The following is a 15,315-nucleotide window of genomic DNA, read 5'->3' as shown; positions in this document are numbered from 1 at the left end:
CTCCTCATAAATATTCTACAAAAAACAAGAATAATTGCAAGCAAAAGTTTCTTACAATGGAAAAACAGTGCATATACACGCCACAATCAAAGCTGGTAAAAGGTTTGCAACGCGTATTTTTGTATTAAACACAAGATTAACACCTACACAAAATATAAGTATTGAACCTATATATGAGAGAGCACTCATAGCTGATGCAGTAATAAAAGGACTGATCAGACTTGCTAAAAGAGTGATTGTTCCCTGAAATAAGCCTACTGGTACAAAAGAGAATAAGCATCCCTTACCTAGAGTTGCACTCATGACAAGAATAATCACAAAATCGAGTATTGCTTTTGCGAAAAGAATAGAGTGATCGGCATGGATTCCATCTTCAATAGATCCTACAACTGCCATCGCACCAATACAGACTGTTAAAGATGCTGTCACAAAGCCATCTACAAACTTCTTATCTTTCGCATTTCCAGTTTTTATTTTAAGCCATTCACCAAAGTGAATCATCTTGCCATCTAAATCTAACATTTCTCCTACAATCGCACCAAGAGATAATGAAATAATCATCATCATAGTACCTGTTGTATCGATAGTGCCACCCTTTATTACAAGCATTTTACTTGATGCCCCTGCAATACCTATGAAAATAACAGCGACACCATCTGCCTTCATCAAAGTATCCTGCATGGACTCCTTTAAATGATTTCCAAATACCATACCTGCAATGCCAGCTATAATAATAGCACTGCAGTTAATAATCGTACCTAATCCAAACATAGTTATAAAAAACTTTCATCAAAGATGAAAGTTATCCTTTAAGACCTCTAGACTGACGATCCATATCTTCTACAACGATGTCATAGATTTCACCTAATGTAGAACAATATTCTAATAACTGCCATGGTTCATTTGTATGGAAATGAATCTTAATTAAGTCTTCATCACCTACTGCAAGAAGGCAGTCTCCTTTAAAATGTTCAGTAATGTAATCATTGATTTCATCTTCATCTAAGTCATGACCATCAATTAATAATTGTGTATCATATCTAAATTCTAAAGCCATATTAATAATCCTCCTAATACAAAAAGTATATCATTATTTGTATTATCAGTCCATTATGATAAAATACTTTTTGAGGTGATTCCATGAGAATACTAGGTATTATTACAGAATATAACCCCTATCATTTAGGCCATCGTTTACATCTTCAAGAAGCTAAAAGACGAATTAAGCCTGATTTAACTATATGCGTCATGAGCAGTTCTTTTGTACAAAGAGGAGAGCCTGCCATAATCAGCTATCAAAAAAGAGCCGCAATCGCAATAGAAGAAGGCATAGATATCGTTATAGAACTTCCACTTGTTTATGCCTGTCAGAGTGCCGATTATTTTGCGAAAGGTGCAGTGACATTACTCCACGAAATGGGAGTGACTGATCTTGTATTTGGCAGCGAGGATGGCAATATTGAGACATTCATAGAAATAGCTGAAGGTATTGAACAAGACCCGGATACTTACAATATGAAAGTAAAAGAAGGTATGAAGGATGGATTACGTTATCCTGATGCGTGTAATCAAGCATTGCAGTTTATTTTAAATAAGGAAGTGAGAACACCTAATGATTTATTAGGACTAAGTTATGTTAAAGAGGTAGTTCATAATCAGTATCCTATTTCCATGCACTGCATTAAGCGTACCAATGATTATCATGCAAAAGATATTGAAAGCATTTCTAGCGCCACATCTTTACGCATTGCACTAAAGCTGGGAAAAGATGTAGCCCATCAATTACCTGGCTACAATACATATAAAGACTCTCATTTCTTTACTCTAGAAGAGTTCTACCCTTATTTAAAGTATTTAATTACCTTTACTCCTCTTGAAGGGCTTCATATGATTGAAGAAGGTTTGGATGACCGCTTGTATAAAGTGAATCAAGAAACCTGCAATTTAGAAGAACTCATCAATGCTTTAACAAGTAAACGTTATACAAGAAGCAGAATACAAAGAATGCTTATTCATATTCTTCTTCATAACACAAAAGAAGAAATGAAAAAAGCCATGGATATTGATTATATTCATATTCTTGGCTTATCTGCGAGTGGACAGCGTTATATTAAAACAGCTAAAAAGAATACAGAATATAAAATCATCACTAACATCACAAAACATAAGCATCCTGCTTTAGATATTGAAAAAAGAGGGGCTCAGCTTCTTGATTTAGTGAATCCAGGCTTTTTTAAAGAAACAATTAAAGCGATTCCTTATCGTAAAATTGATTTAAAATAAAGGCAACACCATCATCATTATTACTTAAAGTAACATGATCTGCTTTTTCTTTTAAGTCATCAGGAGCATTGTCTACTACATAACTTACCCCTGCAATATCTAACATATCTTCATCATTATAATAATCTCCAAAAGCGATTGTATTCTCTAATGGTATTTGATAATGATGGGCCACCGTTTGTATCGCATTGGCTTTAGTGGCTTCTTTATTGGTGATTTCTAGATAATAAGAAGCACTACGTGTTATATGTAAAGAAGGATATGTTTCCTTTAAATAAGAAGTGACATGATCAATAAATCCAATACAGACTATTTTATGAATGGTCTGTATTTTTTTAATGTCTTCTAATCCAATCTTAATCGATATTTTACCAATATAAGACTCTTCTATCGCATGATCTTTAAAATATTGATTTGTAGAATACCAGTTATTGCCATCATAAATATTCCAATCTAAATCATTACAATAAGAACATATATCATAGACAATATCCGTTGGTATTGTATAAGAGATGATTTCATCCCCTAAAATAATCAGTGCGCCATTATGAGCGACCAGAGGTGCTTTATAAGGGACAAATGATTGAATACTTTCAGGAAGTCTCGAAGAGATAGGAATAAACAAATCATCATATTCATACACCTTCTTTATAGCCTGTAATGTCATATCAGAAAGCGTATTATCACTATGAAGGAGTGTCCCATCTAAATCCGAAAAAATCAGTTTCATAAGTAAAAAAAGATCAGTGCAAGCACTGATCTTAACCTCTTAACACGGCGTTATGGTCCTTCTTGCAGGCTTCAAGAATTTTTTCCATAGCTGAGTTGATTGTTACGTCATCCAATGTACGAGATGGATCCTGGAATAATAGTGAGATAGCCAATGACTTCTTACCTTCTTCCATATGTTCACCTTCATAAACATCGAATACTTCTGCACTCTTTACAAGCTGTTTGCTTGCACGTTTGATTGTCTTAACTACATCTGCAGCAGGTACTTTTGAATCAACAACTAAAGCGATATCACGAGATACTGCAGGATATAGAGGAATAGCCTTGAATTTTAATGCACGAGTACGTAATGCAAGAATAGCTGTTAAGTTCAATTCTGCCACATATGTATCGTTGACTTCATAAGCTTTTGCCTTTGCAGGATGTACCTGTCCGATGACACCTACAATTTCCTTACCCATCTTGATATAACCACTTCTACCTGGGTGGAAGTCCTTATTATCTGCTTCTACCTTTTCAAAAGTATAACGTGATTCTTCAATACATAATTTCTTGAATAATGTTTCTACAAAGCCTTTCACAAGATAGAAATCAACCGCTTCCTTCTTACCCATCCAAGGAACATTGACATAGTCTCCACTTACTGCAATTGCTAAGTTAGATACTTCCTTGTCAGAATATGTATTCGCAATTTCAAAGATGTTTACATCTTTGTTTGAATGTGCATTGTTGTAATGAATTGTCTGTAAAAGAGAACCAATAAGTGATTTTCTTGCAGCACTTCTTTCTTCACTCAAAGGACTCATTAACTTAACTGTATTGTCTAAAGAATGGAATAAGTTGAATTCATTGACAGCTGCTTCACTTGTCAATGTATAAGTTAATGTTTCATGTAAACCAAGGTCTACAAGTGTATGTCTAATCAACTGTTCTTTAGACTGTTTTGGTGTTAAGACACCATCTGTCATATTCATGACTGGTAAAGTAGTTGGAAGATTATCATATCCATAGATACGTGCGACTTCTTCCACTAAATCTGCATCCATAGTAATATCATTACGATATGTAGGAACAGTTACAGTAAATAATTCATCTTCTAATGTATATTCAAAGCATAAGCTATCGAAAATATCAGATACTTCTTTAACTGTTAATGAAGTACCTAGTAAGCCATTTACTCTTGATAATTCAATAGTGACAGTTTTTCTTGTTTCATCAAGAGGTGTATGTACTGTTTCATAAATAGTTTCAGCATCAGCATACTGTACTAATAAATCAGTGCAGCGATCTAATACCTTTAATGAACTCATTGTATCAATAGCACCCTTGATATAATGCTGTGATGCATCTGTTAATAAGTTCATACGTCTTGCTGTATTTCTTAATGCAGCACCATCAAAAGTTGCTGCTTCAATAACGATATTTTTAGTATTCTTATCAATCTTAGTATCATTACCACCCATAACACCAGCAACACAGCCAATGCCATCATCAGTTGATACAATAACATCTTCAGGTAAGATTTCATATTCATTTTCATCAAGAAGAACAGCCTTCTGATTGAATCCAGTCTTGATGACGAAAGCCTTCTTTGCAAGCTTATCATAGTCATACATATGAATAGGCTGACCTGTTTCAACCATGACGAAGTTTGAGATATCTACAATATTATTAATAGGCTTGATACCTGATGCAAGAAGCGCATTCTGCATCCATTTAGGTGATTCTTTAGTTGTTACACCCTTCACTAATTTAGCACCAAAGAATGAGCATAAAGGAGTTTCTACATAAACTTCAATTTCACTCTTTTCTTCAGGATATTTCTTGATTTCTGGTAAAGTAACTTTTCTACCTAATACAGCAGCTGCTTCATAAGCTAAAGACTGCATAGCCATACAATCAGCTCTATTTGGTGTTAAACCAATATCAAGAATATAATCATCTAAACCAAGATAAGTTAGTGCTTCTGTACCTACTGGTGCATCTTCTGGTAATACATGAATACCGGCTTTATCTTCTTCTTTTAATAAACGGTTATCTAATCCAAGCTCTGCAATAGAACAGATCATACCATCAGACTTTTCGCCTCTAATAGCACCTGAAGAAATCTTACCACCTTCAAGTTCACATCCTGGTAATGCCACAATAACCTTTTCACCAGCAGCCACATTAGGTGCACCACATACAATCTGTCTTACTTCACCAGGGGCAGTTTCTACCTGACAAATATGAAGATGGTCAGAATTAGGATGTTCAATACATTCCTTTACATAACCAACAACAAGCTTAGTTCCTTTTGCAAGAGGTCCCTGTCCTTCTACTTCTAATCCAATACGAGTGATCTTTTCTGCAAGTTCTGCAGGATCTTGATCATCTACTTTCACATATCTATTTAATAAATGTAAACTAGCTAACATATACTACTCCTTTCTTTCGAACTGTTCTAAGAATCTTAAGTCATTATTGTAGAAATCACGGATATTATCAATATCATATTTCAACATAGCAACTCTTTCTAGTCCGATACCAAATGCAAATCCCTGGTATTCCTTAGGATCAAATCCACACATTTCTAATACATGAGGGTTGACCATACCAGCACCTAATACTTCAATCCATCCAGTACCTTTACACATAGCACAGCCCTTACCACCACAGTTGCCACAAGAGATATCTACTTCTACACTTGGTTCTGTGAATGGGAAATAAGAAGGTCTTAAACGAATTTCACGTTTTTCACCAAACATTTTCTTAGCGAAAACATCTAATGTACCCTTTAAATCACCCATAGTGATATTCTTATCGATGACTAGTCCTTCACACTGCATGAACTGATGTGAATGAGTGGCATCATCATCATCACGACGGTATGTCTTACCAGGGCAGATAACCTTAATAGGACCTTTACCCTTAGCTTCTAACATAACATGTGCCTGTACAGGAGAAGTATGTGTTCTCATTAATGTATTTTCATCAATATAGAATGTATCCTGCATATCTCTTGCAGGGTGTCCTTTAGGTAAGTTCATTAATTCAAAGTTGAAATGATCTGATTCTACTTCAGGTCCTTCAGCTACCTTATATCCCATACCTAGGAATAATTCTTCTAAGTCTTCCTTAACACGTGTTAAAGGATGTACAGATCCTACTGGTAAACGATTACCTGGTAAAGAGATATCAATATCTTCTGCAAGTAAACGTTCATTTAAAGCTTTTTCTTCTAAATAAGCTTTCTTTTCTTCAATAGCCTGTCCAATTTCCTGTTTAGTCTTATTTGAAACCTGTCCAAATGTTTTTCTTTCTTCAGGAGCCATAGTCTTCATTGATTTCATAGCAGCCTGAATAGGTCCTTTTTTACCAAGATAGAACACACGTAAGTCATTTAATTCTTTCGCATCAGCGCAAGCTGCAATTTTTGCAAGTGCCTCTTCCTGGATTTTTAATAATTCATCCATAACTTTCCTCCTTAAAAAAATAAAAAGCCGTTCCAATAGGAACGACTTAAATCGCGGTACCATCCTAAATTCATATAGTATACACTATATGCACTTTATCACTTATAACGTCAGTGTTACGGCGGGGATTAGCCGCACTCCAAGGTGAATTCAATAATATCTTATAAGAAGATTTCCACCAGCCTCTTCCTCTCTCAATATAAGTATATTACATACTAGTCCTTTTCTTCGTGTTCTCATGTATTATACCTAATAATTAGGAAAAAGACAAGATGAAATCTTATCTATCGAACAAGCCGAAACCCTCTTTCATTTGTTTAATATTTGTATTATGATACTTAAAGAGAGGACGTATATAAAATGAAATTTTCAAAAAGAATGGATCTCTTCGGAGAAAGCATCTTCACTACACTTGCAAATATGCGTAGTGAAAGAAAAAAGCAAGGACTAGAAGTCATTGATTTGAGTATTGGAGCACCTAATATCCCTCCAACTCAGGAAGTCATGGAAACAATCGCAAAGGAGGCAATGAAGCCAGAAAACTATCTTTATGCGATTAAGGATGCCGTTGATCTTCAAAACACTGTAAAAGAATGGTATGAAAAAAGATACGGTGTCACTATTGATCCCGAAACTGAAATGACATCATTACTTGGATCTCAGGATGGCTTAGCACATCTTGCTTTAACTTTAGTAGATGAAGGTGATATCGTACTTGTACAAGATCCATGTTATCCAATCTTTAGAGATGGGCCACTACTCGCTGGGGCTAAAGTTGTTACTATGCCTTTATTAAAGGAAAATGATTATTTAATAGATTTTGATATGATTGATGAAAAGACTGCACAGGATGCAAAGTATATGATTGTGTCTTATCCAAATAACCCAACATGTGGTGTTGCGAATGATGAATTCTATAAGAAACTCATTGTCTTCGCAAAGAAATACAACATCATGGTTCTTCATGATAATGCCTATAGTGAATTATTGTTTGAAGGACCAGGACGCAGCTTCTTAGAATTTGAAGGCGCTAAGGATGTGGGTATTGAATTCAACTCATTAAGCAAGACATATGGTTTAGCAGGTGCACGTATTGGTTTTGCACTTGGTAATAAAGAAATCATTGGAAAACTAAAATCATTAAAATCTAATCTAGATTATGGTATGTTCTTACCAGTTCAAAAAGGTGCGATTAAAGCATTAACACAGGATCAATCATGTGTAGAAAAAACAAGAAATGCTTATCAACATAGAAGAGACTTATTAGTCAATGGCTGTAAGTCTATTGGCTGGGATATCGATATGCCTAAGGGTACTATGTTTGTATGGGCGAAGATTCCTGACAAGTTTAAAGATTCTGAAACTTTTGTAAAGGAACTATTTGATAAAACAGGTGTTCTTGTGGTACCAGGTAATGCATTTGGTACTCAAGGTGAAGGCTATGTACGTATGGCTCTAGTACAAAGTGATGATACAATAGAACATGCATTAGACATGATGGATAAAAGCGGACTATTTAAATAGCCCGCTTTTTTAAATAATATAAGGAATAAAAATCATCAAGCCAATAATAGCTGAAATGATCGCACTAATAAGCACAGCACCTGCTGCAGCGTCTTTAGAGAGCTTTGCAAGAGGATGAACATCTGGTGACGCTAAGTCTACCACTGCTTCAATCGCAGTATTGACAAGTTCTAATGACAAAACAAGTGCAAATAGAATAAGACAGATCATCCATTCAATCTTCGTAATATGAAAATAGAAACCACATAATATAACTGCACACATAAAAGAAAGATGTATTTTGATATTACGTTCTTTCTTAATTGTATGGATAATGCCTTCAAAGGCATGCTGAAAAGATTTTAAAAGAGATTGTCTAGTATGTGACATCAAACTTTCTCTCTCCTTTTTCTACAGGGATATCTTCCACTTCCATATCAGTGATGTCTATCCATTGTTCATTTTTCATCTTATTGATAAAACGATTAATCTGTTCTATTTCTCCCTGTACTTCTGCTTCTACACGTCCATCAAAGAGATTTCTAACCCAGCCAGTAAGTCCTAACTGAGTCGCATTCATCTGTGCTCTAAAACGGAATCCAACAGCTTGTACTCTTCCTGAAAAATAGATATGCTGTCTAATCATAGTGAACCCCCCTTAAAGGTATACATCACAATACCTGCCGCTACACCAACATTAAGTGATTCCATTGTATCAATAGGAATATAAAGAGAGGCATCAGACATCGCAATTGTTTCATCTCTCACACCATTCCCTTCATTTCCCATAACAAATGCCATCTTATCTGTTGATTTAATATCATCAATAGAAGACGCATTATGTAAGCTTGTCGCAATGACACGTACCCCTAACTTCTGTAGTTCTGGAATAACATGACTCAATTCATCACGGACAATATCTAAATGAAAAACAGCCCCCTGAGTAGAACGCAAGGCCTTATCATTGTATAAGTCTACACAATCAGGACTCATGACAATCTGTTTAAAGCCAAAAGCAAGTGCTGAACGAAGGATAGTTCCTAAGTTTCCTGGATCCTGTACACCATCTAAAATCAAGACACGATCATAGTGTTTTAAAATATTATCCTTCTTATGACATACAGCCATAATAGGCTGTGGTGTTTTTGTATAGGATAATTTTTCCATAACAGAATCAGACACAACAAGCACTTTATCCTGTCCTTCTAATGATTCATCTGTACTAATAACTAAATCACATAGTCCTGCTTTTTTTGCTTCTTCTACCATGTGGAATCCATCTACTAGAAAAAGTCCTTTTTCATCTCTTGTTTTCTTGTTTTTTAATTTTACAAGGTCTTTAATTGTTTTATTATTCACTGATTGAATCATACATGCTTTTCCTCCAATATTTTCATACGTTTCTTATAATCAGGCATTCTCTTTTTGACTTCTGCATAGAATCGAGGAGAATGATTTGGTTCAATAAAATGACATAACTCATGCACAATTACATAATCAATCAACTCTTTATCTAAATAAACTAAAGAGAAATTAAATGTCACAAGGTTCAATTGATCATAACAGCTGCCCCATCTTCCTTTATATTGTTTGATTTGTATACGTGGCATAGGTCGATTAAATAAAGGAAGATATTCTGCCGTTCTCGTTTTTAAGTATTCATAGAGTATCTGAGAAAGATATATCCCTAACGCATTTTCTATATAAGAAGTATACACATAAATACTATCTCCATGAATTGCACATTGTTTCTTCTTAATATCTCTGACAACTATTTGATATTTCCTACCAAAGATATAGACATACCCATCCTCTCTTAGATCAAAATAAGGGACATAAGAAGATAATCGTGCATATAAATCCTCTTCATTTTCATAGATTAAATCACGAATATACTTCTCGCTTGTACCAGCAGGTGCACTCACCTCTAAATAATTATCTCTGATCTTCACCCTGATTGTTTTCATCTTCTTAAATGAAACAATACATGGATATATATGTCCTTTTAATTTAATATTCCATTTTACTCTCTGCATTTTCTTATAAACTCTTCAAATATTTTCTGACTTTCTTTCTCTGTACACATGAATTCAGGATGCCATTGTACACCCCATACAAACTTCTTATTAGGTGCATAACATGATTCGACTAAACCATCTTCACTTATAGCCATAGGTTGTAAATCATTTCCTAGTTCTTTGATTGCTTGATGATGACAGCTATTGACTGGCAGAATAGTTTTATTAAGTAGACTCTTTAATGGTGTATCCTCTACAAGAGTAACTGTATGCTGCTTATTGTCATAAGGTGGTTTCATTCTGTGAGTTATAGTACTTTTATATTCTGATGGTAAGTCCTGATATAATGTTCCACCACATAATACATTAAGCAACTGATGCCCTCTACATATTCCTAATATTGGTTTATTTAAAGCATATACTTCTTTAAATAACTGACTTTCTAGTGTATCTCTATAAGGTGTTAAATCTCCACAATTTTCCTTCTTCTCTTCATGATAATAAACAGGATCTATATCTGGGCCGCCAGTAAAAAGAAAACCATCAAAGTTCTCTGATAATTGTTTAATATCTTCTATATTTTCAATAAAAGGTAACATCACAGGAATACCTCCTGCATTCATAATACCTTTCATATATCCTGGAAGCAGCCAATAACTCTCTTTTTTCTCATCAAATAAAGGTAATATTCCTATAATAGGTTTCATTTGCATCAGCTCCTGAAACTATTATAAATAGTAAAAGAGCCTCTTTCAAGAGACTCTATTCATGACATATTGCCTTTATTTCTTCTAGATGTTCTAAAGCAAGCGCATAACCATAATCATAAATTCTTTGAATCTTATCTAGATCCTTTTCCATAGAATCAATAATAACTTCTTCTGTTGGTCTTAATACAAGTGCCTTGCCTTCTTTTTCTAGCTTGTCAATATAGTCTAATGTTTCATTATAGTTGATATGACGCGAAAGCAGGGCATCTTTAAGAAGTGGGTATTTACGAGACACAACCTGTGCTGCAAATTGAGTTGAAAAATTGAGTGTCTTCTTATAACCCTTTGGTCTAGTAAGAATAATCAAAAGCTTCTTATTACCATCTTCTATTGCTTTCTTTACAGGAATAGAATCTGCAATACCGCCATCAAAATATTCATTCTCACCTATTTTGATTGCAGGAAATACAATAGGAATAGCACATGTTGCCTTTAACACTGTACAATGGCGATCTATTTTATGACCATCTATATATTCTGCTTTTCCTGTATTTGCATTTGTGACACCTACAAGTACTTTTGTATGAGACTTATAAAATGTATCATAATCAAAAGGATTGAGTTCATTAGAAATTGTTTCATAGGCAAACTTTAAACCAAATAAAGAATGATCCGTCTTATAGTTTCTAAGACCAATATAACGAGGATCATGGCGATACGTTTTTAGTATCTCAAGATTTCTTCTAGGCTGTTTTGATACATAAGAAACACCATCAGTGATTCCTGCACTTACACCTATACAATAATCAAACATAATATCATGATCATTCAAACAATCCATAATACCACATGAAAAGATTGGTCTAAATGTACCACCTTCTAAAACAATTCCACTCATATACTTATTCCCCCTCAAATAAAGACATTGACTCTGCTGAGTTAACGTCTACTATTTTATGGAAATACTCCTTCTGTGTCAAATCCCCCTTCACGACTTGCTTTGCAATCACACCATCTTTAATGTAAAGCAATTTCTGTGAATAACTGGCAATCATCGGATCATGAGTCACCATAAGTATAGAAACACCATCTTGATTATTTAATTCTTTGAATATTTCCAATATTTCATGTGATGTGTGAGAATCTAAGTTACCTGTTGGTTCATCCGCTACAATAAGTTTAGGATGAGTGACAAGGGCACGACAGATGGCTGCACGCTGTCTTTGTCCTCCTGAACATTCATTAGGATACTTATGAAGTAATGAATCAATAGATAAACGTGACGCTGTTTCTTTAACTCTTGCTTCTATTTCTTCCTGTGGCAAATTTGCAAGAGAAAGAGGAACTGCAATATTTTCAAGAACAGTGAGAGAATCTAATAAGTTGAATTCCTGGAAGATAAATCCAAGGTTCTCATAACGAAACTTACCTATTTCATTTTCACCCATACTTCTTACTTCAGCATCATTGATATAAACCTTCCCTTTTGTAGGAATATCAATTGTAGATAGATTATTAATAAAAGTTGATTTACCTGCACCACTTGGTCCCATGACACAGATGAATTCTCCTTCATTCATAGTCATAGAGACACCATGTAATGCTTCAAAGGTATGGCTTGTACCAATACCATATATTTTAGTTATATTTTTCGCAACTAGTATTTCACTCATAGTACTTCCCCTATTTCTGTATAAACATTCTTCATATAAATATAATAAGTCATCACTGCAAGAATCATCTGTGGAATGATATCCACACCAAACAACATAATAATGAGCCCTAAAGTATCCGGTATATGCATATAAACCTGAATCATGACAATTGTAAGATAAACAATAGGTATTAAAACAAGTAATGAATAGAAAAGAATCACTTCTTTTTTGATATAAGAAGCAATCTTCTTTCTTGTACAGCCTATCTTATAAAGATTACTAAAGGCTTTCACTCTTTTCATAGTTTCTGCCGCATATTTATACATAATTGTGATAGATAATAAGATTGTCATCACAATGTAAGCAATAATGGCGGTCATATATTCTCTTGGTGAATTTTTCTGGGCAATGATCATAGCACTCATACAAACATTTGTGACAACATAAACAAGAATAAGAACACCTGAATTGGTCAAAGAAGTAGATAAATGACTTAAAGAAACAAGGTCTAAAGTATGTCCTAAACGTTGACTCTTGATTTTTCTAAGTATTTCAGGAATTGTCTGAGATAAAACATAAGCCGCCCCTATTCCTCCTACAAAACAAGGGAATACAAATCCAGTTGGACTATAAGGAGTCGTAACTAATAAAATAATCGAAAATATATAAATGAATGGTGGAAGATAAGAAGGTAATCTCTTATCCACTACCTTTTCATGAGATTCATGTAAGAGTGTCTGGATATCATGACGGTAAACAAAGCCTGAATCACCTAGAATAGTTACAAAGAAAAGAATTGCAATAGTCATAAGTGTATCTGTATAGGCACGCATAGGAATCATGAAGATAGATTTATGAATATGCATAGAGTGATACATGATTGAATTCACTCCTACTGCCCCTGCCATGCCAATCAAATAACCAATAGGTAAAGCAATTAAAGAGATAATGATTTCCTGATAAAATAAATAAAGTGTTGAATCAAAAAAACTGCTGCCACTCATCGCAAGAATAGCGAATTCTTTTGTCTTATGTGCACAAAAGAATGAGTTGGCATAAACCATCATTAATCCACAAAATATTATAACAACAAATGCGATGATACTTGATAATGGAACACTGACCTGTGAAAAAGATCCACCACTTGCAGCTGCTGTTTGATCCATTAACGTATCATTATTAATAATATTAAAGAAGACAAATGATACAAAGACAGTAAAAAGAACAGTAATACCATAAGATATAGCTTGTCTCTTTTCACGTTTCAACATCTTACAGGCAAATTTAAATGTTCCCATGATCTTTCCCTCCATGAGTATGGCGATAAGAGTTAATACGTGTCACTCTTAAGATATTTTCTTCTCCAGGAAAATAAACTGGATTCTGTTTTGTTTGTTTATAGATGTCTATTACTCCTTTCGCATCATCTACAATTTCAGTAAGTTTCATCAAGCCATACATTCTAGGAGGAAGAACATATAAAGGTACACCTGTATCCTTGAAATGTAACTTAATTTCCATAAGCAGGTGTGGACAGCACATCACTACATCATATTGATCAATGACTTCGTGCATCAAGCTAAAGGGTGAGAAATCAACCTGTACTTGATTCTCTAAATGATTTTCTTTAATTTGTTTCTGCATACGTGTAGTGACATAGCTTGATGAAAAGCCACCCCCACAGCAGATTAATATTTTTAATAGATTCATGGTGTATATTATATAAGATAATTTCATAGCACACTATTAATTTTCTAAACATGAAAAAAACCGACATCAGTCGGTTGATTCTTCGTAGCACTTTAATCGTTCAAACTTCAGTTTTCTCATAGATTTGATCTTTTCGATGTCTTTTTCTAAAAGCTCATAGTCATAGAGCATATCCTTATATTTACCAAAATGTTCATATTGATAAATATAATAAGTCATATACATTTCAATAATTGGCTCAATACCATGATAGTGTTCTAGTTCATAGAGTCCACAAGCAACATAGCACAAGCACATGAAATATTCCAGTTCTCTATTTTCTCCTAGCATTTCGTCTGAAAATACATATGAACTCCCATAAAACATAGGATGAGGCGTATCTTTCTGTGAATCCATTTCCTGATAGACATCATTTCTTACTTCTCTATAATATTCTAGTTCTTCCATAATTACCTACTCATCCCTAAATGCATCTTCATAATCTAGTTTACCTGAATTAAGTACAAAATCCCTGTCTCGCTTCATTTCATCCAGTTCTTCTTGTGTTTCAACATGTACACCTACGATAATCCTATCTACGTTCTCATAAGTGTGATAGAACATATAGTTCACACCATCATTGAGTGTAGGATATAATTCTGCTTCGATAGTTGCTAAAGCTAAAGATACTCGCAAAGCAAACATAGGATCATCTTTAAAAGAAGGCCCCAAATCGTCAAGATGGAACATACCTCTTGATTGATCTCCGGTTTCATAATCCGTCCTAAAGTCATGTTTAAAATCAGAATATTCGCTCATTTTTTCACCCTCTTGCTCTCAACATCTCTATTACATATATATTTTTTTAACAAAAAAATTCATCATTCGGTTTTAATTGTACCATTTTTAAAATCTCTTATCATTTTCAATATATATTCATTACTCCCCATATATGTTTCATTTCCAAGCACATCTAGCGCAGCTGTTGCAACATAACCTATAGGTACATTTAGCAAACATATTTCATTATCTTTATTGTTTTCTATTTCCTCAATAAAAGCTTCATCAGTTATTTTCGCTTCAATTCCTGTAAGAATCGCCTGCATGACAAGTATAGGTTTACCACTTTTTATCTTATCAATAACTTCTATAACTATATCATTGTGCATGTCTTTTAACCTCCGAATATCGAAGAAAAATTGAATTTCAAAATTATCTTCTACTCATCCCTAAATGCATCTTCATAATCTAGTTTACCTGAATTAAGTAC

General features: G+C 34.1%; 19 protein-coding genes and 1 other annotated feature. Of the genes, 2 read left to right on the top strand and 17 right to left on the bottom strand.

What is annotated here, in order from left to right:
- Positions 1 to 51: 51 nt before the first annotated feature.
- Positions 52 to 771, bottom strand: coding sequence for a DUF554 domain-containing protein (locus B2S90_RS08545; protein WP_147556439.1), 720 nt, complete (start codon positions 769 to 771; stop codon positions 52 to 54).
- Between the two features lie 31 nt (positions 772 to 802).
- A complete protein-coding gene (locus B2S90_RS08540) occupies positions 803 to 1,057 on the bottom strand; it encodes a hypothetical protein (RefSeq protein ID WP_006505469.1) in 255 nt (84 codons plus the stop codon).
- A gap of 83 nt (positions 1,058 to 1,140) precedes the next feature.
- Between B2S90_RS08540 and B2S90_RS08535 the strand changes: the two genes are divergently transcribed.
- Entirely contained in the window at positions 1,141 to 2,283 is a 1,143-nt protein-coding gene (locus B2S90_RS08535; protein WP_055289224.1) for a nucleotidyltransferase, read from the top strand.
- On the opposite strand, the gene B2S90_RS08530 is transcribed toward B2S90_RS08535, so the two are convergent.
- Genes B2S90_RS08530 through pheS form a run of 3 tightly spaced genes read right to left on the bottom strand, consistent with a single transcriptional unit; the run spans position 2,246 to position 6,470 of the window.
- On the bottom strand, positions 2,246 to 3,013 hold the full coding sequence (locus tag B2S90_RS08530) for a Cof-type HAD-IIB family hydrolase (RefSeq protein WP_055233746.1): 768 nt from the start codon (positions 3,011 to 3,013) through the stop codon (positions 2,246 to 2,248). The two genes, B2S90_RS08535 and B2S90_RS08530, sit on opposite strands and share 38 nt — an antisense overlap.
- 31 nt (positions 3,014 to 3,044) lie before the next feature.
- The gene (gene pheT, locus B2S90_RS08525) at positions 3,045 to 5,432 is read right to left on the bottom strand and encodes a phenylalanine--tRNA ligase subunit beta (protein ID WP_279147640.1); all 2,388 of its coding nucleotides are present in this window, start codon (positions 5,430 to 5,432) and stop codon (positions 3,045 to 3,047) included.
- Between the two features lie 3 nt (positions 5,433 to 5,435).
- Positions 5,436 to 6,470 carry a phenylalanine--tRNA ligase subunit alpha gene (gene pheS / locus B2S90_RS08520; protein ID WP_055233745.1) on the bottom strand — a complete coding sequence of 345 codons (1,035 nt, stop codon included), beginning with the start codon at positions 6,468 to 6,470 and terminating at the stop codon, positions 5,436 to 5,438.
- A gap of 34 nt (positions 6,471 to 6,504) precedes the next feature.
- Positions 6,505 to 6,708, bottom strand: a binding site (T-box leader).
- 122 nt (positions 6,709 to 6,830) lie between these two features.
- On the opposite strand from pheS, the gene B2S90_RS08515 reads away from it, so the two are divergent.
- Positions 6,831 to 7,994, top strand: coding sequence for an aminotransferase class I/II-fold pyridoxal phosphate-dependent enzyme (locus B2S90_RS08515; protein WP_278778768.1), 1,164 nt, complete (start codon positions 6,831 to 6,833; stop codon positions 7,992 to 7,994).
- Between the two features lie 9 nt (positions 7,995 to 8,003).
- Here the strand turns inward: B2S90_RS08515 and B2S90_RS08510 are convergent, their stop codons facing one another.
- The 12 genes from B2S90_RS08510 to B2S90_RS08455 all read right to left on the bottom strand — a co-directional run bounded on the left by B2S90_RS08510 (position 8,004) and on the right by B2S90_RS08455 (position 15,214).
- Positions 8,004 to 8,363 (bottom strand): diacylglycerol kinase family protein, encoded by a 360-nt coding sequence (locus B2S90_RS08510; protein WP_055289231.1) that lies wholly within the window; start codon positions 8,361 to 8,363, stop codon positions 8,004 to 8,006.
- Positions 8,350 to 8,619: an acylphosphatase gene (locus B2S90_RS08505; protein WP_279068167.1), complete on the bottom strand. Its 270-nt coding sequence runs from the start codon at positions 8,617 to 8,619 to the stop codon at positions 8,350 to 8,352. Before B2S90_RS08505 ends, B2S90_RS08510 begins: the two co-directional genes overlap by 14 nt.
- Positions 8,616 to 9,344 (bottom strand): TrmH family RNA methyltransferase, encoded by a 729-nt coding sequence (locus B2S90_RS08500; protein ID WP_279068170.1) that lies wholly within the window; start codon positions 9,342 to 9,344, stop codon positions 8,616 to 8,618. The genes B2S90_RS08505 and B2S90_RS08500 overlap by 4 nt, the downstream gene beginning before the upstream one ends.
- Complete coding sequence (locus tag B2S90_RS08495) at positions 9,341 to 10,009, bottom strand: M48 family metallopeptidase (RefSeq protein ID WP_278778763.1); 669 nt, start codon at positions 10,007 to 10,009, stop codon at positions 9,341 to 9,343. Before B2S90_RS08495 ends, B2S90_RS08500 begins: the two co-directional genes overlap by 4 nt.
- A complete protein-coding gene (locus B2S90_RS08490) occupies positions 9,997 to 10,698 on the bottom strand; it encodes a gamma-glutamyl-gamma-aminobutyrate hydrolase family protein (RefSeq protein ID WP_278778761.1) in 702 nt (233 codons plus the stop codon). Before B2S90_RS08490 ends, B2S90_RS08495 begins: the two co-directional genes overlap by 13 nt.
- 55 nt (positions 10,699 to 10,753) lie before the next feature.
- A complete protein-coding gene (locus tag B2S90_RS08485; protein WP_055234526.1) occupies positions 10,754 to 11,599 on the bottom strand; it encodes a patatin-like phospholipase family protein in 846 nt (281 codons plus the stop codon).
- Between the two features lie 4 nt (positions 11,600 to 11,603).
- A complete protein-coding gene (locus B2S90_RS08480; RefSeq protein ID WP_055289234.1) occupies positions 11,604 to 12,374 on the bottom strand; it encodes an ABC transporter ATP-binding protein in 771 nt (256 codons plus the stop codon).
- Positions 12,371 to 13,654, bottom strand: coding sequence for an FtsX-like permease family protein (locus B2S90_RS08475; protein ID WP_286696886.1), 1,284 nt, complete (start codon positions 13,652 to 13,654; stop codon positions 12,371 to 12,373). Before B2S90_RS08475 ends, B2S90_RS08480 begins: the two co-directional genes overlap by 4 nt.
- Complete coding sequence (locus B2S90_RS08470) at positions 13,641 to 14,066, bottom strand: PTS sugar transporter subunit IIB (RefSeq protein WP_278778757.1); 426 nt, start codon at positions 14,064 to 14,066, stop codon at positions 13,641 to 13,643. The genes B2S90_RS08475 and B2S90_RS08470 overlap by 14 nt, the downstream gene beginning before the upstream one ends.
- Before the next feature lie 66 nt (positions 14,067 to 14,132).
- The gene (locus B2S90_RS08465; RefSeq protein ID WP_286696885.1) at positions 14,133 to 14,513 is read right to left on the bottom strand and encodes a hypothetical protein; all 381 of its coding nucleotides are present in this window, start codon (positions 14,511 to 14,513) and stop codon (positions 14,133 to 14,135) included.
- A 6-nt stretch (positions 14,514 to 14,519) separates the two neighbouring features.
- Entirely contained in the window at positions 14,520 to 14,864 is a 345-nt protein-coding gene (locus B2S90_RS08460; RefSeq protein ID WP_055234520.1) for a hypothetical protein, read from the bottom strand.
- A 62-nt stretch (positions 14,865 to 14,926) separates the two neighbouring features.
- The gene (locus B2S90_RS08455) at positions 14,927 to 15,214 is read right to left on the bottom strand and encodes a hypothetical protein (protein ID WP_278860826.1); all 288 of its coding nucleotides are present in this window, start codon (positions 15,212 to 15,214) and stop codon (positions 14,927 to 14,929) included.
- Positions 15,215 to 15,315: the final 101 nt, after the last annotated feature.

This window comes from Catenibacterium sp. UBA627 (genome assembly GCF_002299355.1).
Lineage (GTDB): Bacteria > Bacillota_I > Bacilli_A > Erysipelotrichales > Coprobacillaceae > Catenibacterium > Catenibacterium mitsuoka.
The sequence above is the reverse complement of the archived record's forward strand: the minus strand, read 5'-3'. Positions and strand labels throughout refer to the sequence as shown.

Bases quoted from the DNA above. Each gene is read 5' to 3' on its own strand.
- B2S90_RS08545 (WP_147556439.1), bottom strand. From the start codon at position 771: ATGTTTGGATTAGGTACGATTATTAACTGCAGTGCTATTATTATAGCT.
- B2S90_RS08540 (WP_006505469.1), bottom strand. From the start codon at position 1,057: ATGGCTTTAGAATTTAGATATGATACACAATTATTAATTGATGGTCAT.
- B2S90_RS08535 (WP_055289224.1), top strand. From the start codon at position 1,141: ATGAGAATACTAGGTATTATTACAGAATATAACCCCTATCATTTAGGC.
- B2S90_RS08530 (WP_055233746.1), bottom strand. From the start codon at position 3,013: ATGAAACTGATTTTTTCGGATTTAGATGGGACACTCCTTCATAGTGAT.
- pheT (WP_279147640.1), bottom strand. From the start codon at position 5,432: ATGTTAGCTAGTTTACATTTATTAAATAGATATGTGAAAGTAGATGAT.
- pheS (WP_055233745.1), bottom strand. From the start codon at position 6,470: ATGGATGAATTATTAAAAATCCAGGAAGAGGCACTTGCAAAAATTGCA.
- B2S90_RS08515 (WP_278778768.1), top strand. From the start codon at position 6,831: ATGAAATTTTCAAAAAGAATGGATCTCTTCGGAGAAAGCATCTTCACT.
- B2S90_RS08510 (WP_055289231.1), bottom strand. From the start codon at position 8,363: ATGTCACATACTAGACAATCTCTTTTAAAATCTTTTCAGCATGCCTTT.
- B2S90_RS08505 (WP_279068167.1), bottom strand. From the start codon at position 8,619: ATGATTAGACAGCATATCTATTTTTCAGGAAGAGTACAAGCTGTTGGA.
- B2S90_RS08500 (WP_279068170.1), bottom strand. From the start codon at position 9,344: ATGATTCAATCAGTGAATAATAAAACAATTAAAGACCTTGTAAAATTA.
- B2S90_RS08495 (WP_278778763.1), bottom strand. From the start codon at position 10,009: ATGCAGAGAGTAAAATGGAATATTAAATTAAAAGGACATATATATCCA.
- B2S90_RS08490 (WP_278778761.1), bottom strand. From the start codon at position 10,698: ATGAAACCTATTATAGGAATATTACCTTTATTTGATGAGAAAAAAGAG.
- B2S90_RS08485 (WP_055234526.1), bottom strand. From the start codon at position 11,599: ATGAGTGGAATTGTTTTAGAAGGTGGTACATTTAGACCAATCTTTTCA.
- B2S90_RS08480 (WP_055289234.1), bottom strand. From the start codon at position 12,374: ATGAGTGAAATACTAGTTGCGAAAAATATAACTAAAATATATGGTATT.
- B2S90_RS08475 (WP_286696886.1), bottom strand. From the start codon at position 13,654: ATGGGAACATTTAAATTTGCCTGTAAGATGTTGAAACGTGAAAAGAGA.
- B2S90_RS08470 (WP_278778757.1), bottom strand. From the start codon at position 14,066: ATGAATCTATTAAAAATATTAATCTGCTGTGGGGGTGGCTTTTCATCA.
- B2S90_RS08465 (WP_286696885.1), bottom strand. From the start codon at position 14,513: ATGGAAGAACTAGAATATTATAGAGAAGTAAGAAATGATGTCTATCAG.
- B2S90_RS08460 (WP_055234520.1), bottom strand. From the start codon at position 14,864: ATGAGCGAATATTCTGATTTTAAACATGACTTTAGGACGGATTATGAA.
- B2S90_RS08455 (WP_278860826.1), bottom strand. From the start codon at position 15,214: ATGCACAATGATATAGTTATAGAAGTTATTGATAAGATAAAAAGTGGT.